Source organism: Magnetospirillum sp. ME-1, from assembly GCF_002105535.1.
Lineage (GTDB): Bacteria > Pseudomonadota > Alphaproteobacteria > Rhodospirillales > Magnetospirillaceae > Phaeospirillum.
The window spans coordinates 1,334,128-1,359,281 of the sequence record NZ_CP015848.1 but is presented as its reverse complement, the minus strand read 5'-3'; the positions used below and the strand labels follow the sequence as shown (position 1 = coordinate 1,359,281).

General features: G+C 66.4%; 23 protein-coding genes. 13 read left to right on the top strand and 10 right to left on the bottom strand.

The genetic code is table 11. The annotated features are described in order from the left end of the window. Nucleotides 1-72: 72 nt before the first annotated feature. Nucleotides 73-387 (bottom strand): DUF485 domain-containing protein, encoded by a 315-nt coding sequence (locus tag WV31_RS06280; protein WP_085372755.1) that lies wholly within the window; start codon nucleotides 385-387, stop codon nucleotides 73-75. A gap of 314 nt (nucleotides 388-701) precedes the next feature. Between WV31_RS06280 and WV31_RS06275 the strand changes: the two genes are divergently transcribed. Both WV31_RS06275 and WV31_RS06270 read left to right on the top strand, forming a co-directional pair. Next, nucleotides 702-3,479 carry a cache domain-containing protein gene (locus tag WV31_RS06275; RefSeq protein WP_085375502.1) on the top strand — a complete coding sequence of 926 codons (2,778 nt, stop codon included), beginning with the start codon at nucleotides 702-704 and terminating at the stop codon, nucleotides 3,477-3,479. A gap of 120 nt (nucleotides 3,480-3,599) precedes the next feature. Next, complete coding sequence (locus WV31_RS06270) at nucleotides 3,600-4,316, top strand: response regulator transcription factor (protein WP_085372754.1); 717 nt, start codon at nucleotides 3,600-3,602, stop codon at nucleotides 4,314-4,316. Nucleotides 4,317-4,320: 4 nt separating this feature from the next. Here the strand turns inward: WV31_RS06270 and WV31_RS06265 are convergent, their stop codons facing one another. Then, on the bottom strand, nucleotides 4,321-4,926 hold the full coding sequence (locus WV31_RS06265; protein WP_085372753.1) for a c-type cytochrome: 606 nt from the start codon (nucleotides 4,924-4,926) through the stop codon (nucleotides 4,321-4,323). A gap of 145 nt (nucleotides 4,927-5,071) precedes the next feature. Here WV31_RS06265 and WV31_RS06260 point away from each other — a divergent pair, with 145 nt between their 5' ends. From WV31_RS06260 to WV31_RS06210, 11 genes are all read left to right on the top strand, one after another. Further along, nucleotides 5,072-6,700: an acyl-CoA synthetase gene (locus tag WV31_RS06260; protein ID WP_206072589.1), complete on the top strand. Its 1,629-nt coding sequence runs from the start codon at nucleotides 5,072-5,074 to the stop codon at nucleotides 6,698-6,700. 2 nt (nucleotides 6,701-6,702) lie between these two features. After that, on the top strand, nucleotides 6,703-7,452 hold the full coding sequence (locus WV31_RS06255; RefSeq protein WP_085375500.1) for an electron transfer flavoprotein subunit beta/FixA family protein: 750 nt from the start codon (nucleotides 6,703-6,705) through the stop codon (nucleotides 7,450-7,452). Nucleotides 7,453-7,454: 2 nt separating this feature from the next. Then, nucleotides 7,455-8,390, top strand: coding sequence for an electron transfer flavoprotein subunit alpha/FixB family protein (locus WV31_RS06250; protein ID WP_085372752.1), 936 nt, complete (start codon nucleotides 7,455-7,457; stop codon nucleotides 8,388-8,390). A 3-nt stretch (nucleotides 8,391-8,393) separates the two neighbouring features. Further along, on the top strand, nucleotides 8,394-10,172 hold the full coding sequence (locus tag WV31_RS06245; protein ID WP_085372751.1) for an acyl-CoA dehydrogenase: 1,779 nt from the start codon (nucleotides 8,394-8,396) through the stop codon (nucleotides 10,170-10,172). Nucleotides 10,173-10,453: 281 nt separating this feature from the next. After that, complete coding sequence (locus WV31_RS06240; RefSeq protein ID WP_085372750.1) at nucleotides 10,454-10,828, top strand: response regulator; 375 nt, start codon at nucleotides 10,454-10,456, stop codon at nucleotides 10,826-10,828. Between the two features lie 21 nt (nucleotides 10,829-10,849). Beyond that, nucleotides 10,850-11,992 (top strand): sensor histidine kinase, encoded by a 1,143-nt coding sequence (locus WV31_RS06235; protein ID WP_085372749.1) that lies wholly within the window; start codon nucleotides 10,850-10,852, stop codon nucleotides 11,990-11,992. 93 nt (nucleotides 11,993-12,085) lie between these two features. Continuing rightward, a complete protein-coding gene (locus tag WV31_RS06230) occupies nucleotides 12,086-12,607 on the top strand; it encodes a chemotaxis protein CheX (protein ID WP_085372748.1) in 522 nt (173 codons plus the stop codon). A 10-nt stretch (nucleotides 12,608-12,617) separates the two neighbouring features. Then, nucleotides 12,618-12,992, top strand: a complete 375-nt coding sequence (locus tag WV31_RS06225) for a response regulator (protein ID WP_085372747.1) — start codon at nucleotides 12,618-12,620, stop codon at nucleotides 12,990-12,992. Nucleotides 12,993-13,010: 18 nt separating this feature from the next. Continuing rightward, nucleotides 13,011-14,924: an ATP-binding protein gene (locus tag WV31_RS06220; RefSeq protein WP_085372746.1), complete on the top strand. Its 1,914-nt coding sequence runs from the start codon at nucleotides 13,011-13,013 to the stop codon at nucleotides 14,922-14,924. A gap of 70 nt (nucleotides 14,925-14,994) precedes the next feature. Then, nucleotides 14,995-15,405, top strand: coding sequence for a response regulator (locus WV31_RS06215; protein WP_085375499.1), 411 nt, complete (start codon nucleotides 14,995-14,997; stop codon nucleotides 15,403-15,405). Next, a complete protein-coding gene (locus WV31_RS06210) occupies nucleotides 15,402-16,151 on the top strand; it encodes a cobalt-precorrin-6A reductase (RefSeq protein ID WP_085372745.1) in 750 nt (249 codons plus the stop codon). Before WV31_RS06215 ends, WV31_RS06210 begins: the two co-directional genes overlap by 4 nt. Here WV31_RS06210 and WV31_RS06205 read toward each other — a convergent pair. The 8 genes from WV31_RS06205 to WV31_RS06170 form a co-directional block, all read right to left on the bottom strand. After that, entirely contained in the window at nucleotides 16,143-17,234 is a 1,092-nt protein-coding gene (locus WV31_RS06205; RefSeq protein ID WP_085372744.1) for a cobalt-precorrin-5B (C(1))-methyltransferase, read from the bottom strand. The genes WV31_RS06210 and WV31_RS06205 overlap by 9 nt on opposite strands. A gap of 72 nt (nucleotides 17,235-17,306) precedes the next feature. Next, a complete protein-coding gene (locus WV31_RS06200; RefSeq protein ID WP_085372743.1) occupies nucleotides 17,307-17,765 on the bottom strand; it encodes a response regulator in 459 nt (152 codons plus the stop codon). Between the two features lie 200 nt (nucleotides 17,766-17,965). Then, on the bottom strand, nucleotides 17,966-20,551 hold the full coding sequence (locus WV31_RS06195) for a PAS domain S-box protein (protein ID WP_085372742.1): 2,586 nt from the start codon (nucleotides 20,549-20,551) through the stop codon (nucleotides 17,966-17,968). A gap of 36 nt (nucleotides 20,552-20,587) precedes the next feature. Further along, on the bottom strand, nucleotides 20,588-22,639 hold the full coding sequence (locus WV31_RS06190) for a methyl-accepting chemotaxis protein (protein WP_168185862.1): 2,052 nt from the start codon (nucleotides 22,637-22,639) through the stop codon (nucleotides 20,588-20,590). A gap of 182 nt (nucleotides 22,640-22,821) precedes the next feature. Continuing rightward, the gene (locus tag WV31_RS06185) at nucleotides 22,822-23,586 is read right to left on the bottom strand and encodes an anti-sigma factor family protein (RefSeq protein WP_085372740.1); all 765 of its coding nucleotides are present in this window, start codon (nucleotides 23,584-23,586) and stop codon (nucleotides 22,822-22,824) included. Further along, nucleotides 23,583-24,089 (bottom strand): sigma-70 family RNA polymerase sigma factor, encoded by a 507-nt coding sequence (locus WV31_RS06180; RefSeq protein WP_085372739.1) that lies wholly within the window; start codon nucleotides 24,087-24,089, stop codon nucleotides 23,583-23,585. The genes WV31_RS06185 and WV31_RS06180 overlap by 4 nt, the downstream gene beginning before the upstream one ends. A gap of 13 nt (nucleotides 24,090-24,102) precedes the next feature. Next, entirely contained in the window at nucleotides 24,103-24,477 is a 375-nt protein-coding gene (locus tag WV31_RS06175; RefSeq protein WP_085375498.1) for a COG4315 family predicted lipoprotein, read from the bottom strand. A gap of 199 nt (nucleotides 24,478-24,676) precedes the next feature. Beyond that, nucleotides 24,677-25,084: a response regulator gene (locus WV31_RS06170; RefSeq protein WP_085372738.1), complete on the bottom strand. Its 408-nt coding sequence runs from the start codon at nucleotides 25,082-25,084 to the stop codon at nucleotides 24,677-24,679. Nucleotides 25,085-25,154 lie beyond the last annotated feature (70 nt).

Below are 25,154 nucleotides of genomic sequence, written 5' to 3'. Positions count from 1 at the left end.
CAGCCGCCATTGAGGCGGCGGCCAAGGGCGCGGAGGCGCCCGCCCGGCGAGGGGCAATGATATTCCGGTTCATTATTCCAGCACCTCGCGCACCACGTCCTTGTTCAGCTCCTCGAACTCGCCGTTGGCGAAGTGGGAGTAAAGCCCGGTCAGCAGCCAGGACACCACGATGATGGCGGCGCCCACCGGCACGCCCACGGTCAGGGTCGACCCCTGGCCCAGCGGCGTGCGCAGGATTTCCGGCGCGAAGGCGACGATCATCATGAAGGTGTAATAGGAGCCCAGAACGATCACCGACAGCGCCACCGCCAGACGCGAGCGCTTGCGGACCAGTTCATGGAATTTCGGATTCTGGCGAACCCGTTCGTAGATGGATGAGTTGGACATGTCCCCTCCGGAGGTTTTCTTGGCCTCCCCACCTATCAAAGGAGCGTGTCCGAATTTTTCCCCAATTGTTGCCAATTGTTGCCGGGACGCAGCCATGCGGCATGAATGGGCGGTTGATATGGGCAGGTGTTTAAAGGAACACTCAGCCAGTCATCCCGAGCGCCCGTCCGTCCGTCGCTCGTCATTCCGGGGCGAGCATCGCGAGAACCCGGAATCCATGGTTCCAGCGGCACCATGGACCCCGGATCGCGCTTCGCTTGTCCGGGGTGACGCCAGCGGTGAGAATGGAGCCGCTTTACTATTCGGACTGTGCCTTGATCCGCTCGCGCCTGTTCTTCCGGCTGTTCTCGGCCATCCTCGCCGCCGTCGCCTTGTTCGCGGCGGCCATCTATGCCTTTTCCGTGCCGCTCATCGAGGAAAAGGCCTACGAGATCGAGCTGAACGCCAGCCGCACCATCCTGGACAACGTCTTCGTCATGGCGGGCAAGATCGACGGCAGCCTGGAAGACCGCCGGGCGCTCACGGTGGAATCCTACAAGACCCAGTTGAAGAACGTGGTGTCGCTGGCGGCGTCCTACCTGGACCACGCCTTCGCCCGCGCCGACAGGGGCGAAATCAGCGAGGCCGAGGCCAAGCGTCTGGCCTTCGACGGCCTCAGGGCCTTCAAATGGGGCAACAACGACTATATCTGGGTGACCGACTACAATTCGGTCATCCGCTCCCATCCCGACCCGGAGTTCCAGGGCCGCGACGCGTCGCGCGTCCAGGGCCCCGACGGCCGCGCCATCCTGCCCACCATCATCGCCATCGCCAGGGACAAGGGCGAGGGCTTCCATACCTATCCCTGGCAGCGCCTGGGCGACACGAGGCCCAGCGAGAAGCTGTCCTATTTCATCGACCTGCCCCATCGCGGCCTGGTGATCGGCACCGGAGCCTATCTCGCCGACATCGACCGCGAGGTGGAGCGCCGCAAGGAAGAGGCCATCGAGGATCTGCGCCAGTCGCTCAGGAACATCCGCATCGCGCGCACCGGCTACGTCTACATCTTCGATTCCGCCAAGAAGATGATCATCCACCCCAACCCCAATATCGAGGGCCAGGATTTCGGCACCCGCGTCGATCCCGCCACCGGGCGGCGCATCAGCGAGGAGCTGATGGAATCCGCCGACAGCGACCGGCCGCTCTCCTATCTGTGGGACAAGCCCTCGGACCCCGGCAATTACGCCTACGAGAAGATTTCCTGGGTCCGGCACTTCAAGGGCTTCGACTGGTACATCGCCTCCTCGGTCTATGTGGACGAGTTGAAGCGCTCGTCCGAGGTGCTGGGCAACCGGCTGGTAACCATCGCGCTGGCCCTGATGGTGGTGGCGGCCGCGCTGGGCTATCTGGCGGTGGACTGGCTGACCCGGCCCTTGAACCGCCTGGCCGAGACCGCCGAGCAGGTGCAGGCCGGCAACCTGGACGCCCAGAGCGGCATCCGCCGCGACGACGAGATCGGCCTTTTGGCCGAGGCGCTGGACGCCATGGTGCGCCGCGTCAAGGACGACATCCTGACGCTGGATACCCGCGTGCGGGAGCGCACCAATGAGCTGGAAGAGGCCGAGACCCGCCGCCGCCTGATTCTCGACGCCATTCCGGCCGCCATCGCCTATCTGGGCCGCGACGAGATCATCCGCTTCGTGAATAGGGGCTGGGCCGAACTGGTGCGCCAGGACACGGAAACCCTGATCGGCCGCGACCTCAAATCGGCCATCGGCCGCTTCGCCCACACCTCCATCCAACCCCATATGGAACGCACCTGGGCGGGCGAGGAAGTGACCTTCACCTATTCCTTCCCCCATCCCGACGGCCACGTGGTCACCACCCGCAACACCCTGATACCCCAGCTGGCCGCCAACGGAACGGTGGCCGCCATGTTCGTGCTGGCGCTGGACGTCTCGGCGGAAAAGGAGACCGAGGCCCGGCTGATGGAGGCCCAGCGCATGAAGGCGGTGGGCCAGCTGTCGGGCGGGCTGGCCCACGACTTCAACAACCTGCTGTCGGTGATTCTGGGCAATCTGGCGGCGGCGCGCGACCGCTACTGCGAGGTGGACGGCCTGGAGTCCTATCTGGAGCCGGCGGTGCGCGCCAGCCGTCGGGGGGCCGACATCACGTCGCGCCTGCTGGCCTTCTCGCGCCAGCAGCCCTTGAAGCCCCAGCCGGTGGACGTCTCGGCCCTGGTGCGCGAGGTGTCGGTGCTGCTGTCGCGCTCGCTGCCGTCCTCCATCACCATCACAATCCCCGACGAAGGCGGCGAATGCTGGGCCATCGCCGATGCCAACCAATTGGAAAACGCCCTGATCAACCTGGCGCTCAATGCCAAGGATGCCATGCCCGACGGCGGGCGCCTCGAGATGGACGTGCGCCTGCGCACCGTCAGCGACCCGCTGACCTTCGACGAACAGGTGGAGCCCGACGACTACCTGGAAATCCGCGTCTCGGACAACGGCACCGGCTTCGCCCCCGAGGCCATGAGCCGGGCGTTCGAGCCCTTCTTCACCACCAAGCGCCTGGGCTCGGGCCTGGGGCTGTCCATGGTCTACGGCTTCGTCAAGCAATCCAGGGGCTACATCACGCTGGACAGCCGCCCCGGCCTGGGCTCCACCGTCACCATCCTGCTGCCCCGTGCCGCGCCGGTGGCGATGGAAAGCGAGGAGGAAGACCGGGAGCTTTCGCCATCGCGCTGGCAGGGCCAGCTGGCCCTGATCGCCGAGGACGATGGGGATGTGCGCGCCGTGCTGCGCGGCCAGCTGGTGGAGCTGGGCTTCTCGGTGGTCGAGGCGGAAAGCGGCGACGAGGCCGCCGAGCTGGTGGGCCAGATCGAAGGCCTGTCCCTGGTGGTCTCCGACATCGTCATGCCCGGCATGAGCGGGATCGAACTGGCGTCGCGCATCAAACTCTCGCACCCCACCCTTCCGGTGATTCTAATCAGCGGATTCTCGTTCGACACTAGCCCCGAGGCCGATGATCTGGTCATATTGCGAAAGCCGTGGGAGATGTCCGACCTGGCCTCGGCGATCGCCCGGACGACGGAGCCGTCGGACGCGGCGTGAGGGCAGGAAGGCCGGGGCTTGCGAAAGACCCGGCTAGGCCCAAGGGGCCGCGCGCCTTATGGCGCGGGAGCCAAGCCGCCACCGGCGGCGCCCGGCGATTGAGGGGCTGGATGTGAAGGCATGAGCGGAAAGAAACGCATCTACGTCATCGACGACGAGCCGGACATCCGCGCCCTGTTGCGCCAGGTGCTGGAAGGCTACGGCTATCACGTGACGCCGCTGGCCAGCGGCGCCCTGGCCCGCCAGGCCATCCGGCGCGCCCCCCCCGATTTGTGCATCGTCGATCTCGGCCTGCCCGACATGGACGGTCTCACCCTGGTGCGCGAATTGTGGGAGGACGTGCGCTTCGGGGTGATCATCCTGACGGGGCGCGGCGGCGTCTCCGACCGGGTGCTGGGCCTGGAACTGGGCGCCGACGACTACATCGTCAAGCCGTTCGAGCCCCGCGAGCTGGTGGCCCGGGTCAATTCCGTCATCCGCCGCCGCGAGCAATTGGCGGCCAGCGGCGGACCGGTCACCACCCGGGCGGCGTTCGGCGAGTGGGTCTTCGAATCCGGCGATCTCAGTCTGACCCACGCCGACGGACGCACCGAAACGCTGACCGCCGCCGAGGCGCATCTGCTGACCGCCCTGCTGAAGGCGCCCAAGCGGGTGTTGTCGCGCGAGCAGCTGCAGGGCGCCGAGCCGGAAAAGGACGATATCGCCTTCGACCGCGCCATCGACGTGCGCATCTCGCGCATCCGAAAGAAGATCGAATCCGACCCCAAATCGCCCCGCCTGATCAAGACGGTCTACGGCGCCGGCTACCTGTTCGCCACCGACGTGCGGTGGGAATAGCCCCCTATTCCAGCCCGCCGATATAGGCCGCCACCGCCTTCATCTCCAGCGTGGTCAGCTTGGTGGCCACCGCGTGCATGATGGACTTGTCGTTGGTGCGCGAGCCCGACACGAACTCCATCAGCTGGCCTTCCACGTAAGAGGGATGCTGCCCGGCAAGGCGCGGCAATTGCTCGGTCCCGTGGCCGGACGCGCCGTGGCACGAGGCGCAGGGCGCGATGCCGGAATAGCGGTTGCCGCTGTGGAAGATGTACTTGCCGACGGCGGCGAAATCGCCGTCCAGGGGGCGCTTGGACTGGGCCTTCTTGCCGCTGAAATAGGCGGCCAGCCCGGCGGCCTCCTCGTCGGTCAGGTCCTTGGCCATCTCGTTCATGGTGCCCTTGCGCCGCCCGTCGCGGAAATCCTTGAGCTGCTTCACCATGTAGGTCTCGTTCTGGGCGGCCAGACGGGGATAGACCGAGGTCGCCGCCTCACCGTCCACGCCGTGGCACAGCGAACAGCGCTCGGTGACGATCTCCTTGACCCGCGCCTTGATGTCGGCGGCCTGGACGGGCATCCCCAGCAGCAGGACGCATCCGGCCAGCATGGCTCCGAAGCGCAACGTTCCCATGGCCCTCTCCTTGCGGCAAATCACGCATCCTGATTGCCCGAAACTGCCCAGCCCCGTCCAGCGGAAACAATTCGTTATAATCCGGAGACACTTGGGCAATGACGGGCCGCTACAACCCTTGGCAAAATGCTGGAAGGGAGAGTCCATGATGTCCGCCAATCCGTATGAACTGGGTCTCGACAGGAACGCCGCCAATTTCGTCGCGCTGACGCCGCTCACCTTCCTCGAGCGCTCGGCCGCCGTGTGGCCCGACCGTCTGGCCGTCATTCACGGCCCGGTGCGCCGCACCTGGGCCGAGACCTATTCCCGCTGCCGCAGGCTCGCCGCCGCGCTCATCCAGCGCGGCATCGGCCGGGGCGACACCGTGGCGCTGATGGGCGCCAACACGCCCGAGACCTTCGAGGCCCATTTCGGCGTGCCGCTGACCGGCGCGGTGCTGAACGCCATCAACACCCGCCTCGACGCCGACGCCATCGCTTTCATCCTCAACCACGCCGAGGCCAAGATCCTCATCACCGACCGCGAGTTCTCGCCGGTGGTGAAGAAGGCCCTGGCCGGCTTGGGCCGCACCATCCCGGTGATCGACATCGACGATCCCCAGTTCAAGGGCGGCGAACTCTTGGGCGAGAAGGATTACGAGGCGCTGCTGGCCGAGGCCAAGGAAGAAGCCCCCTGGGTCCTGCCCACCGACGAGTGGCAGGCCATCGCGCTCAACTACACCTCGGGCACCACCGGCAATCCCAAGGGCGTGGTCTACCATCACCGCGGCGCCCACCTGAACGCGGTGTCCAACGCGCTGTCCTGGCAGATGGGCGACAACACCGTCTATCTGTGGACGCTGCCCATGTTCCACTGCAACGGCTGGTGCTTCCCCTGGACCATGGCGGTGGTGGCCGGCACCTCGGTCTGCCTGCGCCATGTGCGCGTCGACGCCATCATGGCCGCCATCAGGGACGAGAAGGTGACCAATTTCTGCGGCGCCCCCATCGTGCTCAACATGATCAACAACGCCCCCGCCGGCCTGAAGGACGGCATCAGCCACCCGGTCAAGGTGATGACCGCCGGCGCCGCCCCGCCCGCTCCCGTGATCGCCGGCATGGAGCGCATGGGCTGGGAAGTGACCCATGTCTATGGCCTGACCGAATGCTACGGCCCCACCGTCCAGTGCGTCTGGCACGACAAGTGGAACGGGCTTTCCATCGAGGAGAAGGCCCAGATCAAGGCGCGCCAGGGCGTGCGCGGCCCCATGCTGGAAGGCCTGATGGTCGCCGATCCCCTCTCGCTCGAACCGGCGCCCAAGGACGGCAAGACGGTGGGCGAGATCTTCATGCGCGGCAACAACGTCATGAAGGGCTACCTCAAGAACGAGAAGGCCACCCAGGAGGCCTTCGAGGGCGGCTGGTTCCACACCGGCGACCTGGCCGTCTGCCACCCCGACGGCTATATCGAGATCAAGGACCGCTCCAAGGACATCATCATCTCGGGCGGTGAGAACATCTCGTCCATCGAGGTGGAAGACATCCTCTACGCCCATCCGGCGGTGCTGGAAGCCGCCGTGGTGGCCCGGCCCGACGAGAAGTGGGGCGAGACGCCCTGCGCCTTTATCGCTCTGAAGGATGGCGCGGACGCCACCGAAGCCGATATCATCTCCTTCTGCCGCGAACGCATGGCCCACTTCAAGGTGCCCAAGACCATCGTGTTCGGCGGCCTGCCCAAGACCTCGACCGGCAAGGTCCAGAAGTTCATGCTGCGCCAGAAGGCCAAGGAGCTGTGATGATCAAGGTACTGGTCGCGATCAAGCGGGTGATCGACTACAACGTCAAGATTCGCGTGAAGTCGGATGGTTCTGGGGTCGAGACCCAGAACGTGAAGTTCTCCATGAATCCGTTCGACGAGATCGCGGTGGAAGAGGCGGTTCGCCTCAAGGAAGCCGGCAAGGCCACCGAAGTTGTGGTGGTCTCCATCGGCCCGGCGGCGGCGTCGGAGACGCTGCGCACCGCGCTGGCCATGGGCGCCGATCGCGGCATCCTGGTGCAGACGGACGACGAGGTGCAGCCCCTGGGCGTGGCCAAGGCCTTGAAGGCCCTGGTGGACAAGGAGGCCCCCGGCCTGATCATCCTGGGCAAGCAGGCCATCGACGACGATTCCAACCAGACCGGCCAGATGCTGGCCGCCCTGCTGGGCCGCCCCCAGGGCACCTTCGCCAGCAAGGTGGAGATCGGCTCGGACGCGGTCACCGTGACCCGCGAGATCGACGGCGGCCTGGAGACGGTGAGCCTCAAGCTGCCGGCGGTGGTGACCACCGACATGCGCCTGAACGAGCCGCGCTACGCCTCGCTGCCCAACATCATGAAGGCCAAGAAGAAGCCCATCGACACGGTTTCGCCGGCCGATCTGGGCGTCGACATCGCCCCGCGCCTGGTCACCCTGTCGGTGGCCGAGCCGCCCAAGCGTTCCGCCGGCATCAAGGTGGCCGACGTGGCCGCCCTGGTGGACAAGCTCAAGAACGAAGCGAAGGTGATCTGATCATGACCGTTCTCGTCATTGCCGAGCACGAGGGCGGCGCTCTCAAATCCGCCACGCTGAACACCGTCACCGCCGCCACCAGGATCGGCGGCGACGTCCATGTGCTGGTCGCCGGTGCGGGCATCGGCGCGGTGGTCGAGGCCGCCGCCAAGGTGGCGGGCGTGGCCAAAGTGCTGGCCGCCGATGCCGCCCTTTACGCCAACCATCTGGCCGAGCCCCTGGCCGCCCTGGTGGTCAGCCTCGCCGGCGGTTATTCCCACATCCTGGCGCCCGCCACCACGGGGGGCAAGAACGTGGCGCCCCGCGTCGCGGCGCTCTTGGACGTGGCCCAGATCTCCGAGATCACCGCGGTAGTGTCGGCCGACACCTTCGTGCGGCCCATCTATGCCGGCAACGCCCTGGCCACCGTGCAGTCCAAGGATGCCGTCAAGGTGATCACCGTGCGCGGCACCGGCTTCGAGGCGGCCAAGGCCGAAGGCGGCTCCGCTTCGGTGGAAACCGTGGCGGCCGCCGCCGACCCGGCCCTGTCGGCTTACGTGGGCAGCCAGCTGTCCAAGTCCGAGCGCCCCGAGCTGACCTCGGCGCGCATCATCATCTCGGGCGGTCGCGGCATGCAGTCGGGCGACAACTTCCACCTGCTGGAAGCGGTGGCCGATAAGCTGGGCGCCGCCGTGGGGGCATCCCGCGCCGCCGTGGACGCCGGCTTCGTGCCCAACGACTTCCAGGTGGGCCAGACCGGCAAGATCGTCGCCCCCGACCTCTACATCGCCGTCGGCATCTCGGGCGCCATCCAGCACCTGGCCGGCATGAAGGATTCCAAGGTCATCGTCGCCATCAACAAGGACGAAGAGGCCCCCATCTTCCAGGTCGCCGATTACGGCCTGGTCGCGGATCTCTTCAAGGTGTTGCCTGACCTTTCCAACGCCCTGGGAGGCTGATCCATGTCCACCTACATTCCGCCGCTCAGGGATATCCGCTTTACCATGGAAGAGGTGGTGGGCCTGGAGTCCATCACCGCGCTGCCCGGTTTCGAGGACGCCACCTCGGACACCGCCGATTCCATCCTGACCGAGGCCGGCCACATCGCCGAGGGCGTGCTGTCGCCCCTGAACCGCGAGGGCGACCAGAACGGCGCTGTCCAAGAGAACGGCGTGGTCCGCACCACGCCGGGCTGGAAGGAGGCCTGGACCACCATCGTGGACGGCGGCTGGAACGGCCTGCCCTTCTCGCCCGATTACGGCGGCATGGGGCTGCCCAACCTGTTCAACCATGCCGTCCACGAGATGTGGCAGGCCGCCAACATGGCCTTTACTCTCAATCCCATGCTGACCCAGGGCGCCGTCAACGCGCTGACCCTGTACGGCTCGGATGAACAGAAGGCGTATTACCTGCCCAGGATGGTGACCGGCGAATGGACCGGCACCATGAACCTGACCGAACCCCAGGCCGGTTCCGACCTCGCCGCCATCCGCAGCAAGGCGGTTCCCGACGGGACCAAGTACCGCATCAGCGGCCAGAAGATCTTCATCACCTACGGCGACCACGACCTGGCGGACAACATCGTCCATCTGGTCCTGGCCCGGTTGCCCGACGCGCCCGCCGGCGTCAAGGGCATCTCGCTGTTCGTGGTGCCCAAGATCCTGGCCGACGGCTCGCGCAACGACCTCAAATGCGTGTCGCTGGAGCACAAGCTGGGCATCCACGGCAGCCCCACCGCCGTGATGAGCTTCGGTGACCACGAGGGCGCCCTGGGCGAGTTGGTGGGCCAGCCCCATCGCGGCCTGGAATACATGTTCGTGATGATGAACCACGCCCGTCTGGCGGTCGGCCTGCAGGGCCTCGCCATCGCCGAGCGCGCCTACCAGCAGGCCCGCGCCTACGCCCGCGACCGGGTGCAGGGCAAGCCGGCGGGCTGGACCGGCCCGGGCCCGGCCGGCATCGTCCACCATCCCGACGTCCGCCGCCTGCTGATGACCATGAAGAGCGGCATCGAGGCCATGCGCGGCATCCATTACACCGCCGCCGCCCAGGCCGACATCGCCCATCACCACCCCGAGCCCAACGCCCGCTACGAGGCCAGCCAGCGCCTGGAATTCCTCACCCCCATCGCCAAGGGCTGGTGCACCGAGCTGGGCCAGCATATCGCCTCGCTGGGCGTGCAGGTCCACGGCGGCATGGGCTATATCGAGGAAACCGGCGCCGCCCAGCATCTGCGCGACGCCCGCATCACCACCATCTACGAAGGCACCACCGCCATTCAGGCCAACGACCTGATCGGCCGCAAGATCCTGCGCGACAAGGGCGCCTTTGCCCATACCATGCTGGCCGAGATCGCCTCCCTCGCCGCCGAATTGTCGGCCAGTCCGTTGCCCGCCCTGTCCGTCACGGGCTCGCGCCTGTCCGAGGCGGCGGCCGCCGCCGCCCGGGTGGTGGACTGGCTGGTGAGCCAGGGGGGCGAAGACCCGCGCCTCGCCGCCGCGGCAGCCGTGCCCACGCTGGAACTGATGGGCATCGTGGTGGGCGGCCAACAGGTGGCCCTGGCCGCCAAGGTCGCCAAGGCGGCCATGGATGCGGGCCGCGACCATGACGGCTTCTATGCCGCCAAGCTGGCCACCGCCCATTTCTACGCCCAGCACACCCTGCCCCACGCCGGAGCCCTGGAACACGCCGCCATCGGCGGTTCCGCCACCGTCATGGGGGTGGATGAAGCGATCCTATAGCCGTCGGCGGCTCTCGACGGCTTTCCGATTCCGCAAATTCGAGTCCTCTGTCGGAATCGCTGTGTCTCCCTTCACGAGCCAGACTTCAAGGCCGGGTGGCAACACCCGGCCTCTCTTTTTCGCCCCAACCATGGACATCCATTGACGCCCGCCTTCTCAATCAGAAATATACCAACATAAAACAGCAAGAAATTCCATTTGCATCCAACAGCTCCATTCAACAATATTTTGCTATTCTGCGACACGACAGCCACAGATACGAATAGCTTTCCGGTTTGCATATGGCTCCACTAAAAGTTATTATTGTCGACGACTCGATCATCACGGTCAAAAAGCTGACGGTGTTGATGGAGGGGCTTGGCCATCAGGTCATCGCCACCGTATCCAACGGCCGTGACGCCATCGAAGCCTATCGCCGGCACCACCCCGATCTGATGACCATGGACATCTCCCTGCCGGACATGGACGGCATGGCGGCCACCGCGAAGATCGTCGCCGAGTTCCCCGCCGCCCGCATCATGATGGTCACCTCGCATGGCCAGGAGCGGATGGTGATGGATTCGCTCGACGCCGGCGCCAAGGGCTATGTGCTAAAGCCAGTGCGAATCGAGAAACTCTCCGATATGATCGCCAGGATCATGGAGCGCGCCCCTTAAAGAGGCGCAGGCGAGAAATCGATGTCGGCAGCTTTTCCCGGTGGCAATCCAAGCGATCCCGGTTATTGGGAAGTCATCTTCGACGTCATCCCTTTTCCGGTCTACGTGGCCGACAGCAAGACCTACGACATCATCTGCGCCAACCGCGCCATGATGCAGCGGGTGGCCGTCAAGCCCGGCGACAAGTGCCATGCCGCCATCTACCAGCAGGCCGAACCCTGCACCTTCTGCCGCATGCAGGAACTGGAAGGTATCGCGGCCTGCGGCACCAATTACCTGGAATTCGAGCTTTTCAACGATATCGACGACCGCTGGTACCAACTGCGCGAGACCATGGTGGCGTGGTTCGACGGACGCCGGGCCAAGTATTCCATCGCCGTGGACATCAGCGCACTGAAGGAAGTGCAGAACGCCCTGGCCGAGGCCCACGCCGAACTGGCGCTGAAAAACCGCCGGCTGAACGGCGCCCTGCTGTCCGAGCAGGAGGTCACCCTCAACCAGCGTAATTTCCTCGCCATGGTCTCCCACGAATTCCGCATGCCGCTGTCCATCATCGGCGGAGCGGCCCAGGTTCTCGAGCTTTATGTCGGCGACAAGCCCGAGCCCAGGGAGGAGATCGCCAAGATCGATCGCGCCGTCCACCGCATGTCCGACCTGATCGACGTCTGTCTCGCCGACGAGCGCTTCACCTCGGCGGTGGCGGCCTTGCAGCCAAGCCCCCTGGACCTGGCGCCGCTGATCGAGGACATCTTGCGGGAAAAGACCGAACTGGCCGGGCCGGAACGCCTTCACCTGACCATCGACGCCCCCGTCACGGCTTGTGCCGACCAGGCCTTGCTGCGGGTCGCGGTCTCCAACCTGTTGGATAACGCCCTCAAATACTCGCCACCCGGCAGCGGCCCCGTCCGAATCGCCCTGGAACGGGGCCCGGCCGAAGCGCGCATCATCGTCACCGACAACGGCCCCGGCATTCCCGCCGACGAGGTCGAGCGGATCTTCGAGAAGTTCTACCGTTGCCCCTCGGCGACCGGCACCAAAGGCGCGGGACTGGGCCTTTACATCGTCAAGCGTATCGCCGAAAGCCACGGCGGACGAATCATGGTCGAACCCGGTTCAGCCGGCGGTTCGGTCTTCACCATCAGCCTCCCCGTGGAAAAGGCCTGAAATCCCGCGGCGGGAAGGGATCGCGCGGGTTGAGAATTCATGGCAGTATCGTCGTCCCCCCGTCAGGCGGGTCTAGTCAAGGATTGGCAAGGAATGACCTTCAACAAAACCATCATCCCCCGTGTCATGGCGTCCATCCTCGGGCAGACCAGGGAGGTGCTGGCCGCCGAGGCGGTGATCGCCGTCGATGGGGCGGAGACGTTTGATTGCGACGTCACCAAGCTTCACCTTCACGACATGACGGTGATCGCCGGACTGGGCGGCCCCATCAGCCTGCTGATCGCCTTCAGCTTCGAGAACTCGCTGGTCGAGGCCCTGTACACCCGCGTCACCGCCGACATCGAGATCCCGTCCGGCGAGGAAGACCTGTACCGGCGCGAGACGGCGGCGGAAATCGTCAACACCATCCTTGGGCTCTGTACCACCGATTTCCAGATCATCGAGGAGAGTATCGCGCTCTCTCCACCTGTGATCATCGAGGATGCGCGTTGCATTCATCGACCAAAGAACGCAGTATTCGCAAACATGCGGATACGTACCGAAAGAGGTATCGTCAGCGTAAGTTTTGTCGGTCCCCGTGACCTGTTCGATGACCACCTGAACTACCAATCCTAGGGCCGAACCGATGTCAGCGCTTAAAGTCCTCATCGTCGACGATTCTCTTATCGCAGTCAAAAAGCTGACCTTGATGCTGGAAGGAATGGGCCACCAGGTGGTTGGAACCGCCGGCACCGGCGCCAAGGCCGTGGACGCCTACCGCGCCAGCAATCCCGATCTGGTCACCATGGACATCACCATGCCGGACATGAACGGGGTCGAGGCCACCGCCAGGATCATCGGTGAGTTTCCCGCCGCCCGCATCATCATGGTCACCTCGCACGGCCAGGAGCGGATGGTGATCGACTCGCTGGATGCCGGCGCGAAGGGCTATGTGCTGAAGCCGGTCCGCATCGAGAAGCTCTCGGACATGATCGACAAGGTCATGGCCCGGCCCACCTGATCCGGAACGGCCCACAGCATGACGTCCCCCTTCCCAGGTCTCAATCCCGGCGACCCCGGCTACTGGGAAGTGATTTTCGACGTCATTCCGTTTCCCGTCTACGTGGCCGATTTCGCCACCCACGAGATCATCTGCACCAACCGCGCCATGCGCCAGAAGGTCGGCGTGGTGCAGGGCCGCAAGTGCTACGAGGCCATCTACCAGCAAACCCATCCCTGCCGTTTCTGCAAGATGCCGGAGATGGTGGCCCAGGAGGTGGAGACCTCGCTGGAATTCGAGCATTTCAATGATCGCGACGACCGCTGGTACCAGTTGCGCGAAACCATGCTCACCTGGTTCGACGGACGGCGCGCCAAGTATTCCATCGCCGTCGATATCAGCGCGCTCAAGGGCTTCCAGAACGCCCTGGCCGAGGCCCATGCCGAACTGGCGCTGAAGAACCGCGATCTGCAGAAGGCGGTCACCCAGGCCCGCGACGCCGAACGCGCCAAGAGCGAGTTCCTGGCGGTGATGAGCCACGAGATCCGCACCCCCATGAACAGCATCCTCGGCATGGTTCATCTGCTGATGGACCGCCCCCTGGCCGCCGAGGACCGCGAGAAGCTGGCGGTGGTGCATGATTCCGGCGCCGCCCTGCTGGGCATCATCAACGATATCCTCGATTTTTCGCGCCTGGAGGCCGACGGTGTCCAGTTCGAGACGGCCCCCTTCAACCTGGGCGCCACCGTCCAGGGGGTGGTGTCGCTGTTGCACGGCCGCGCCTCGGAAAAAGGGCTCAGCCTGTCGCTCGACGCCTCGGCCCCCCTGCCCGGCTGGGTCAGCGGCGATGGCGCCCGCCTGCGTCAGGTGCTGATCAACCTGATCGGCAACGCCATCAAGTTCACGGCCCAGGGCGGCATCGTGCTCCGCCTTGCCCGCGTGGCCGAGGCCGACGGCTACGAATTCTCGGTGACCGACACCGGCATCGGCCTGGATGCCGATCAGGCCGCCTCGCTGTTCCAGCCCTTCCATCAGGCCGACGCCTCCATCAGCCGGCGTTTCGGCGGCTCCGGCCTGGGCCTGGCCATCTGCAAGAAGCTGGTCGAGGCCCAGGGAGGAACCATCGGCGTCGATAGCGCCAAGGGCCTCGGCAGCCGCTTCTGGTTCCGCCTTGACTACCCCCCGGCCGCCGCCCCGGCCGTCGAATCGTCGCGATGCGACCCGCCTGCGCTTCGCCCCCTGTCGATTCTGCTGGCCGAGGACAATGCCTTCAACCAGAAGGTCGCGGCCGGCCTGCTCAGCCGCGAGGGCCATCGGGTCACCGTGGCCGGCAATGGCCTGGAGGCCCTCGACAAGCTGCGCCAGGAGAATTTCGACCTGATCCTGATGGACATGCAGATGCCCGAAATGGACGGCCCCGAGGCGGCACGGCGCATTCGCGCCATGCCGGGTCCGGTGGCCCGCATGCCCATCATCGCGCTCACCGCCAACGCCATGGTGGAAGACATTGCCCGCTGCCGGGCGGCCGGCATGGACGCCCATGTGGCCAAGCCCATCGACCCGCTGCTGCTGCGCTCGACCATTGCCGAGGTGCTGATCCGCCAGTCGCCGCCGGCGGGCGAAGGCGAAGGCGGCTATTCCCTCGCCCGCATGGCCGAGCAATTGGGCAACGAAAACGCCGCCATCCTGGCCCGGACCTTCATGGAAAGCGGCGAGGAGGTTTGCTCGCGCCTGGAAGCCGCCGATGGCGATACCCGGCTTGTCGGCGCGGCCGTCCACGAGTTGAAAGGGCTGGCGGCCTATTCGGGCACCCCCTGGCTGGAAAATCTGGCCATTGCCATCGGCCAGTCCCTGCAGGCCGGCGACGCGGACGGGGTCGCGCGGATGATCGGCCGCCTGCGCCGGGAATGGGACCAGACCAAGGCCGAGCTGATCCGGCAATTCGGCCTGTAGCCGGGTCTACGATCCACCGCCCGCGCCCCCCATATAGAGACAATTCCCATTGGTCGAGACCGCCCCCATCATGAGCCACTGCCTGGTCATTGACGATTCCAAGCTGATCCGCACCATCCATTGCCGCATGCTGGCCCAACTGGGCCTGACGGTGAGCGAAGCCGAGAACGGCGAGGACGCCCTGGGCGTCTGTTCCGGCCGGATGCCCGATCTCATCCTGGTGGACTGGAACATGCCGGTCATGGACGGCTTCACCTTCCTCAAGACCCTGCGGGCCATGCCGGCGGGAAGCGCCCCGAAGGTGGTGCTGTGCACCATCGAAAGCGACCTGGAGCACATCTCCAGGGCCCTGGCGGAGGGGGCGGACGAATACATCATGAAGCCCTTCGACGTCGAGATCCTGGCGACCAAGCTGATTGCCGCCGGAATCGCCCTGTCGCCGCGTCCCCAGCGTCCCGATCCCCTGGCCGACGGACGATGACGGCCGGGCTGCTGATCCTGGGCGGCACCGCCGAGGCGGCGGATCTGGCCGGCATCCTGGACGGAATCCAGGGATTGCGGGTCGTCTCCTCGCTGGCCGGACGGACCGCGTCGCCCCGCCTCCCCCCGGGAGAATGCCGCATCGGCGGCTTTGGCGGCGAAAGCGGACTGGCCGATTATCTGCGGCGCGAAGCCGTCACCATGGTGGTCGACGCCACCCACCCCTTCGCCCGCCGCATGGGCTGGACCGCCGCCCATGCCTGCGCCGCCCTGGGCCTTCCGTGGCTGCGCCTGCAACGCCCGGCCTGGGTGGCCGGACCGACGGACCGCTGGACCGAGGTGGACGACTGGAATGAGGCGGTTCCCATCCTGCGCCGCCTGTCCCGGCGCGCCTTCCTGGCTTTGGGGCGTCAGGAACTGGAGCCCTTCGCCGGACTGGACGACCTGTGGTTCCTGCTGCGCTTCGCCGAGGAGGCCCCGCCCCGGCCCGCTCCGGCCCGCTTCGCCCTGGTGGCCGATCGCGGCCCCTTCACCCCGGCGGGCGAACGGGCCTTGCTGCTGGCCCACGGCATCGACACCATCGTCTGCCGCAACAGCGGCGGAGCCGCCGCCCGGGCCAAGCTGGCCGCCGCCGCCGAACTGGGCCTGCCGGTGATCATGCGCCGCCGCCCACCCCGCCCCGCTGGCCCAAGCGTCCAATCGGCCCAAGAGGCCGCCGCCTGGGTCAGGGCGCAGTTCTCAGCCTGAACGGGCGCTGTCGCCGATCACCCGGCCCTGACGGTCCACCACCAGCACGTCCAGGCCGATATCTCCATTATCAAGCACCGCCCGCGCCGCCGCCTCCGCCTGCCGCGCGACGGACTGGCCGAGCGGCAAAGTCCCCGCAAGGTCCAGAACCTGCAAGGCGGTATTGGCCCGGGCGGCGGCGGCGACCAGCGCCTCGTCCGCCCCCAATTGGCCCAGTTGCCGGGCCAGCCATTCCATGTCCACCTGCGAGCGGCTGGAATGCAGGTCCATCTCGCCTTTGGCCAGCTTGCACATCTTGGCGAAACCGCCGGCGATGGTGACGCGGGGCACGGGATGACGGCGCAGGTATTTCAGCATGCCGCCGGCGAAGTCGCCCATGTCGACGATCGCCTCCTCGCCCAGGCCGCGCGCCCGGCGCACCGCTTTTTCCGAGGTCGAGCCGACGCAGCCGGCCACATGGGTCACGCCGCAGGCCCGCGCCACGTCGATTCCCCGCTGGATGGAGTGAATCCAGGCGGAACAGGAATAGGGAATCACCACGCCGGTGGTGCCCAGGATGGAAATGCCGCCCAGGATGCCCAGACGGGGATTCCAGGTGCGCAGCGCCAGGTCCTCGCCGCCGGGAACCGCGATCTCCAGCTCGAAATCGCAGGCCACGCCGTGGCTGCCGGCCAGGACGGCCAGCGCCTCGCCCATCAGCCGGCGCGGCACCGGATTGATGGCCGCCTCGCCCACCGCCAGGGGCAGGCCCGGCCTAGTGACGGTGCCCACCCCCGGCCCGGCCCGGAAGAGCAATCCCGCTCCGGCCTGTCCATGCCGGATAGTGGCGATGATCATCGCCCCATGGGTGACGTCGGGATCATCGCCGGCATCCTTGACCACCGCGGCCCGCGCCCAGCCGGGGCCGGTCTCGGCCAGGGCCAGGGCGAAGGCGGGGGTCTGGCCGCCGGGCAGCGCGATCTCCACCGGATCGGGAAAGCCGCCCCCCAGCAAGGCCGAGCAGGCGGCCTTGGCCGCCGCCGTGGCGCAAGCCCCGGTGGTCCAGCCCGACCGCAACACCTTCCCCTTACCGTCCTCGGCCATCACCGTCCGCCGCCAATGGTTCCGGCAGGTCTTATAGCAGACTATGCGGGGGGAAATCGCCGAAGGAAGCGGTCAGGCGTTGCCGTTGAGACTGGGCTTGCGCACCACGCCGAACCAGTAATCCTGAATTCCGTGGATGGCGGTGAACAATTGCTCGATGTCCACCGGCTTGGTGACGAACCCGGACGCCCCCAAGTCATAGGCCTGCAGCACGTCACGCTCCACGTCCGAGGTGGTCAGAACCACCACGGGAATGCGGGCCAGATGGTCGGTGGACTGCATGGCGGCCAGAACCTCGCGGCCGGTCATGCGGGGCATGTTGAGATCGAGCAGCACCAGATCGGGCGTCACCGCCCCGCTGAACGCCGGCGCTTCCTTGCGCATGAAGGCCATGGCCTCGACCCCGTCCTGGGCCACATGGGTGCGGCAGATGAAGCGGCCCTCGACGATGGCGGACCGGATCAACTCCACATCGCCGGGTTCGTCATCGACGATCAGAACCTCGAAGGGTGCGACCTGATTCTGCTGCATATGCCGGCCCCATTCCTGCCTTAATCAAAATCCGACGTCTACACAACCATCCGTGGCAACATAAAAAAACGCCGCCCTAACGGGACACGGCGTTCAAGAAGCAGCCTATCCCCGACATGGCCAGAATGCAACCATGCCTTGAAGACGAATTGTTGCAAGCACACATGCCTCCCTGTATCGGATAAAGCTCGCGATCCCTATCAGGCCACCTCGACATTCGGCCCTCCGACCGGCAGGGCCACCCGGAAGACCGAGCCTTGTCCGAGCACGGATTCCACCCAGATCCGTCCACCATGATGCTCGGCGATCTTGCGGCACGAGGCCAGGCCGATTCCGGTTCCGGGATACTGTTCCTGGCCCACCAGGCGCTGGAAAATCTGGAACAGGCGCGACTGCCCCGATGGATCGATGCCGATGCCGTTGTCGCGGACCGAGATGACCCATTCGTCGCCCACCGCCTCGCACGAGACATCCACATGGGGCGGGCGGCCCTCGGCCCTGAACTTGATGGCATTGGCGATGAGATTCTGGAACAGGCGTTCCAGTTCGACGGCATTGCCGTGAAGCGCGGGCAGCCCCTTGGCCACGCTGAGCGAGGCGCCGCTTTCCTGAATCAGCGCCCCCAGGCTGGTGACCGCCAGTTCCATGACGTCGTCGAGCGGAACCGTTTCGTCATCATGGCCACTGCGCCCGATGCGCGAATATTCCAGCAGATCGGTGATCAGACGGTCCATGCGCTTGGCCCCGTCCACCGCGAATCCGATGAATTCGCGGCTGTCGTGGTCGAGATCGTCCCCCAGACGACGCTGGAGCAAGGTGATGTAGGAGCTGATCATGCGCAACGGCTGGCGCAGATCGTGGGAGGCCACATAGGCGAAATGCTCCAGTTCGGCGTTGGAGCGCTTCAGTTCCTTCTCGATGGACAAGCGGGCGGAAATGTCCTGGGCGACGCCCAGAAATCCGCTGAGTTCGCCGGCATCGTCATAGAGCGCCGTAATGGTCAGCAGGACGCGGAACCGGCTGCCATCCTTCCTGATATAGGTCCATTCGCCGCTGTCGGGCTTGCCGGTGGCCAGGATTCTGGCGACGAAGCATTCGAATCCCGCCTCGACCGGCCGGCCAAGCTCTTCGCCCAGTTGAGCGGCGCGGCGCCGCACTTCGCCCGCGTCGTGGAAGATGGAAGGCGATGTCTTGCCGATCATCTCCTCGGCACCATAGCCCAGCCAGCGTTCGGCGGTGGGATTGAACAGCAGGATCGTGCCGTCGATGCCGGTGGCGATGATGGAGGACCCCGCCCCATCCAGCACCGCGCGGCGGAAGGCCAGCAGCGAGCGGACCTCGCGCTCGGCCAGCCTTCGGGCGGTCACGTCGTGGACGATGGAATAAAGCAACTGGCGGCCCGTCACCTCCACCGGCCCCGACCACACTTCCACGTCGCGGATCTCGCCCGAGGCCAGACGGTGTTGGAAATCGAAGTGATCGCGAAGCTCGGCCTTGGCCTTGCGCATCTCCTCGGCGATGGCCGCCTTGTCCAGGGTGTTGATCTCCGAGATGCGCATGGAGACCAATTGCTCGTGGGACCAGCCGTAATAGGCCTCGGCGGCCCGGTTGGCGTCGATGATCCGCCCGTCGGCGGGATCGATCAGCATCTCCACCGCCTTGCAGCCGCGGAACAGCGCGTGGTAAAGCGCCTCGCGCTCCCGCAGCACCGATTCCGCGGCGGCCACCTTGGCCTGCAGATCGTTGAACGCGCCGATCATCCGCCCGACCTCGTCGACCCGGGTCACCTCGAGCGCTTCAAGCGGGGCATCGCCATTGACCATGGCCTGGATACGCCCGGTGGCCCGGTGCAGCGGAGACAGGGCGGTGCGCAGCACCAGCCACAACAGCCCCAGGGACACCAGCCCCAGCCCGGCCAGGGCCGCCACCAGGCGGCTCTTGATGCCGGCCACCGGCTCGAAGGCCTCCGCCGTGGGCAGCCGCGCCACCAGTACCCAGCCGGTCGAGCCGATACGGCGACCGGCGGTCAATTCCTCGCTCCCCACCGAGCTTACGGTCACGCCGGCTCCCTCGTAGCCATCCACGTAGCGATCCAGCATGCGGTTGCTGCCCCGTGCCGGCACCGGTGTGAATATGCGGTCCTTGTTGGTGGAAACGACGATGAGCCCCGACTTCGGCGACACCATGTAAAGTCCGCCGGTGGCGCCCACTTGCTGCTCCACCAGACGGCCCAGGAAATTGCTCTGGGTCAGGGTGGCGGTCCCCACCAGCGCGCCGACGATCTTCTGGCCATCCCGGATGGCCACGGCCATGGCGACGGCAGGCTGACCGAGGGAGGTATCGAAATAGGGCTCGCTCAGCATGGAACGACCGGTCTCGATGACCGAACCGATCCCCTTCAGCCGCGCCACATTACTTCCCACTCGCCCCAGGGCGGGGGACTCGGCCAGCACCACGCCCTGGTGGTCGAGAAAAATCAGCCCGCCGGCGAAGAATCCCCTGATGCCGATGCGATTTTCGAGAAACACGGTCAAAGCCGCCGGATTGTTCCAGCCGACGGCCGGAACCAGCTCCGCCACCCGTTCCATGGCGTCGATCTGCAGCTTGATCTTCTGATCCAGTTCCTCGGCCAGCCCGCCGACGAAGGCGAGCTGCTGACGGGCCAGAAGGCTTTCGACGTCACGCTGCAGCGAACCGGCGAGCACCACGGCGACGATGGCGCCAACCGCAAGAAACGACAGGAGAAAAAGGGTGAGAATCCGAATCCGTAACGACCTGAAGTCCACGCTGCCTCCCCCTCAAGCCCGTGAGGTAGGATAAGGCTAATCCCGAACCGTTCTCAAGAACTGTTCTACTTCGGCCTCCAGACTGGACACCACATCGGCAAGCGCCCTGGCGCTCCAGATGACCCGCACCGTTCCGGCGCAGGCCATGGCCGAGGAGCGGGACATTTCGGCGACGCTGCCCGACACGGCGGCCGCCTCCACCGCCACCTGCCCGATATTGCCGGAAATGTCGCGGGTGGTGGCCTCCTGCTCCTGCACCGCGCCGGCGATGGCCGACGAGACCTGATCGATGGAGCGGATGGTTTCCACCACGCCGGCGATGCTGCCGGTCATCTCGCGGGTGGAGTCCTGGATGGCCGCCACCTGGGTGGTGATGTCGTCGGTGGCCCTGGCCGTCTGGTTGGCCAGATTCTTCACTTCATTGGCGACGACGGCAAACCCTTTTCCCGCCTCGCCCGCCCTGGCCGCCTCGATGGTGGCGTTCAAGGCCAGCAGGTTGGTCTGGGCGGCGATGTCGCTGATCATCTTGACGATCTCGCCGATGGATTGGACCGCCTGGGACAGGTCGTTCATCTGGCGGGTGGTTTCACCGACGTCATCGACGGCGCGGCGCGCGATATGGCTGGCCTGGCCCACCTGCTGGGCGATCTCGTTGACCGAGATGGTCATCTGCCGGGTGGCCTCGGAGACGATGTCGGCGCGTTCCGTGGTCTGCCTGGAAGCCTCGGCCACGTCGAGGGACCGGCCGCCGCTGGTCTCCGAGCGCCTGGCCATGATCTGGGCGGTCCCCCGGATGCCGGCGGTGGAACGCCCCACCTCGGCCACCTTGGCCTTGACGGTGGCTTCGAAATGGTCGGCCAGATCGTGGAGCATCTGCCGCCGGTTGACGGCGGCCTGATGCTCCGCCTCGGCCCGCTCGGCCTCGAGGCGCTGGCGGGCCTCGCTGTGTTCGCGGAACACCTGGGTGGCCCGCGCCATCTCGGCGATCTCGTCCTTATACTCGGTGCCGTCCAGGTGGACGTTAAGGTCGCCGCCCGACAGGCGGGTCATGGCCTGGGCCAGTTGGGAGACGGGCTGGACGATGGAGCGCACCACCGCCACGATGATCACCCCGGTCAGGACCAGCAGCGCCGCCAGCCCGGCCGAGAGCATGACCAGCGAGCGGGTGGCCTCGTCCCTGAGGCGGGTGGCCTGGGCGTGGATTTCCTTGCCGATATGGTCTTCCACCGTCTTCAGCGCATCGATCCGCCTGGTCGAGGCGGCGAACCAGGCGGGACCGGTAACGTCGCCGAGGCTCCCGGTGGTGACGCTTTCGGTGGCCACGGCGCGCATGCGCGCCACCGGCTCCTCGATTTCGGGAGAAAGTGCCGATTTCAGCGCGGCGATGGCGTCGGCCGAGGCATAGCGCTGGAACACCGCGAAGGAGGAACGCTGTTCCGCCCCCAATTCCAGATAGCGCCGGTACAAGACCGGTTCGAACTTGCCCGACGCGAATCCACCCGCCCCGGTGGCGCGCTCAAGCCCCGCACTTTCCTTGGCGTCGGTGAGCGCCACATAGGACGAGACCAGCTTGGCGGTCTCCACGTCGGGGCTGACGATGCCGACCCGGGCGACGGCGGCGATCAGGCGGCGGATGGTCTCGGTATAGGCGCCCACAGCCTCGGGCACCTTGGGCTCCAGCCGGTCCACCCGGCCCCGCAGGTCGGGCAGGCGGCGCAGCGCCTCGCGCACGTTCTCCACGGTGCCGGCCCCCAGCGCCTCGGCGGTAGCGGCGTCCAGCCCCCCCAGCCCTGCCTCCAAATCGGAGAGCTTCGAATCCGATGCCTTGCGCCGCTCCGCCAGTTCGGCGGCGAACTGGGTTCCCTTGCTGCCCAGGAACAGGGCCGACGACCCGCGCTCGCGCTGCAGTTCATGGACCACCCCGTTGGCCTTCACCGCCACGTCGGCCAATCCGGTGAGAACCTTGCCGCGCCCGGCGGCGGCCATATCCTGGCGCACCAGCCAGAACGACAGCGCGATCAGGGCGGCGATCACCGGCAGGATGCCAAAGGCGATGCGGCCGCCGATACGGGAATTGCGGAGAGTCACGGTACCCATCCCCCCTCGGTCATGACAGGCATTTTAGAAGCGCCTTTTATCACATTTCGTCGCAATCAGCCTATGCACATTCGGGAATGCTGCCCCCCGGCATGAAGAATTCATGACATCGCCGTCCTCCCGGCCTTGGGCAGCGGCCCGGGGGGAGCGCCTCAGGCTCGATCGGACAAGCGCTAGCTCTCCAGCTGGTGATAGACCGCCTTGGCCATCTCCATCAGCCGCTCGCGGTCCACGTCGCCGGCCAGGGCATAGCCCAGCGGCCCGTCCAGCCAGTAGAAGGCCTCGACCCGTCCTTGCGCCGCGAAGCGGAAGGCGGTCTCGCTTCCCTCGGCGTTGCGCCGCAGGTAAAGGGTCACCCGGCGGCCGTCGGCATTCTCGTACATGAACTGGGCGGCGGGCCCCGACGAAGCGGGCAGCAGCCGCCCGCCCACCAGGGAGAAGCCGGCCGACGACAGGTCGGGAACCTTCAGTTCGGCTCCCAGCCGCTTGGACAGCCAGGCGACCAGATGGGCGCGCTCGACCGCCGCCACCTCGACGGGATGACGGATCTCGGCGGCGAAGACCACATGGGCCGACAGGGCCTCGGCGGCCACCAGGGCACCGGGGGCCGGGGCGGTGGCACCGCCGCGCAGCCACCAGCCCCCCGCCCCGCCGGCCAGGACCAGCAGCACCATGGCGGCCATGCGCAGCAACGGCGCCAGCCAGCCCCCCGGCCGCCCGGCCTTCACCGCCGCCACCCGCAGCCGGTCGGGCAAGGTCTCGTCCAGCACCGGGTCGAACAGCCGGTGCAGGCCCTCCACCTGCTCGCGCCATTGCCGCACCCGCTCGGCGTCGCGGGGATTGGCCGCCAGCCACGCCTCGACCTCCCCCACCCTGCCGGGGTCGAGAACGCCGTCCACATAGGACAGCAGGTCGTCGTCGGAAACGGGGCAGCTCATTTCACTCTCCGGATGGCGGTCTCTCCGCCGTGCATGAGCTGGGCGAGGCGGTCGCGGCCGCGCTTCAGGCGCGACATCACCGTGCCCATGGGCACGCCGGTGACGGCGGCGACCTCGGCGTAGCTCATGCCCTCCAGCCCCACCAGCAGCACCGTCTCGCGCTGCTCGGGGGCCAGTTGGGCCAGGGCGGCGGCCAGATCGCGCACCGCCAGTCGGTCCATCTGGCCGGGCGCGCTGGCCATCATATCGCACGACTCGTCCATGGCGCTCGAATCGGGGCGGGTCTTGCGCCGCCGCAACTCGTCGATCCAGACATTGCGCAAAATGGTGAAGAGCCAGGCCCGCAGATTGCCGTCGCGGCGCCACAGGGCCAGCCGGGCGAGAGCCCGCTCCAGGCAATCCTGGACCAGGTCGTCCGCCTGGGCGGCATTCCCGGACAGGGCGCGGGCGTAGCGCCGCAGCCCGGGAATCTCCGCCTCGATCTGGCTCTCCAACGCGTTCATGAGGAATAGATGGCTACGGCCTGGCGGCGTGCCAAATATCCTTGAAGCCCTCGCCGGTGATGTCGCCGGGCCTGGCATCCTTCATCCAGGTGTAGAGCGGCTTGCCCTTGTAGGCCCATTGCATGGAGCCGTCCGCCCGCTTGATCACGGTGTAGTCGCCCTCGGCCATGGCGCCCGATGCGGCCATCAGCGGCGGCCAGTTCTGGGCACAGGCGTCGACGCAGGCCGACATGCCGGGCGTGTCCTTGTCGAAGGTATAGAGCGTCATACCCTTCTCGTCGGTCAGCACGGCGCCCAGGGCGCTTTGCCCCTGCTTGACCGGGGCGGCGAAGGCGGCCGTGCTCAGGAGAAGCGCGGCGGCGAAGACGGTGAGGCTCTTGGCTTTCATGGTTTCCTCCAGGGATCGGCCCGGCATGGGCCACTCCTTAAGGAAACGGATGACGGCGGGGATTATTCCCCGGAGAGCGAAATTTATTTATGTCATCCCGAGCGAAGTCGAGGGATCTCCGCCTGTGATGCCTTTTCCGGTTTGGAAAAACTATTCCAGAACGAGATCCCTCCTCCCGTTGGTCGTCGGGATGACAGCCCTATCCCTTCAGCTTCTTCAGCGCCGCCACCAGGGTTTCGCGGGTGAAGGGCTTGGCGATATAGCCGTCGACGCCCTTGGTCCGGGCGACGCGCACGTCGTCCAGGTCGGTCTTCGAGGTCAGCATGATGAACTGCACCTGGGGGTACTTGGCCTTGGCGGCCTCCAGCAGGGCCAGACCGTCCACCTCGGGCATGATCCAGTCGCTGATGATGATGTCGGGCATGTGATCGGCGTGTTCCAGCTTGGCCAGGGCGTCGGCGCCGTCGGTGGCGGGCACCACCTTCTTGGCGCCTAAGCCGCGCAGCAGGCTGGCTTCCAGCATGCGGGCCGAGGTCATGTCCTCGACCACCATGAACACCTTGCCGCCCATCCAGGCGGAGAAGTCGGCATCGTCCGGCGCATTCATCAACGGTATCTCCTGCAAACCCCCTAATAACTTTAGTATGGCACCTCGCCAGTTTCCAGCCCCTGAATTG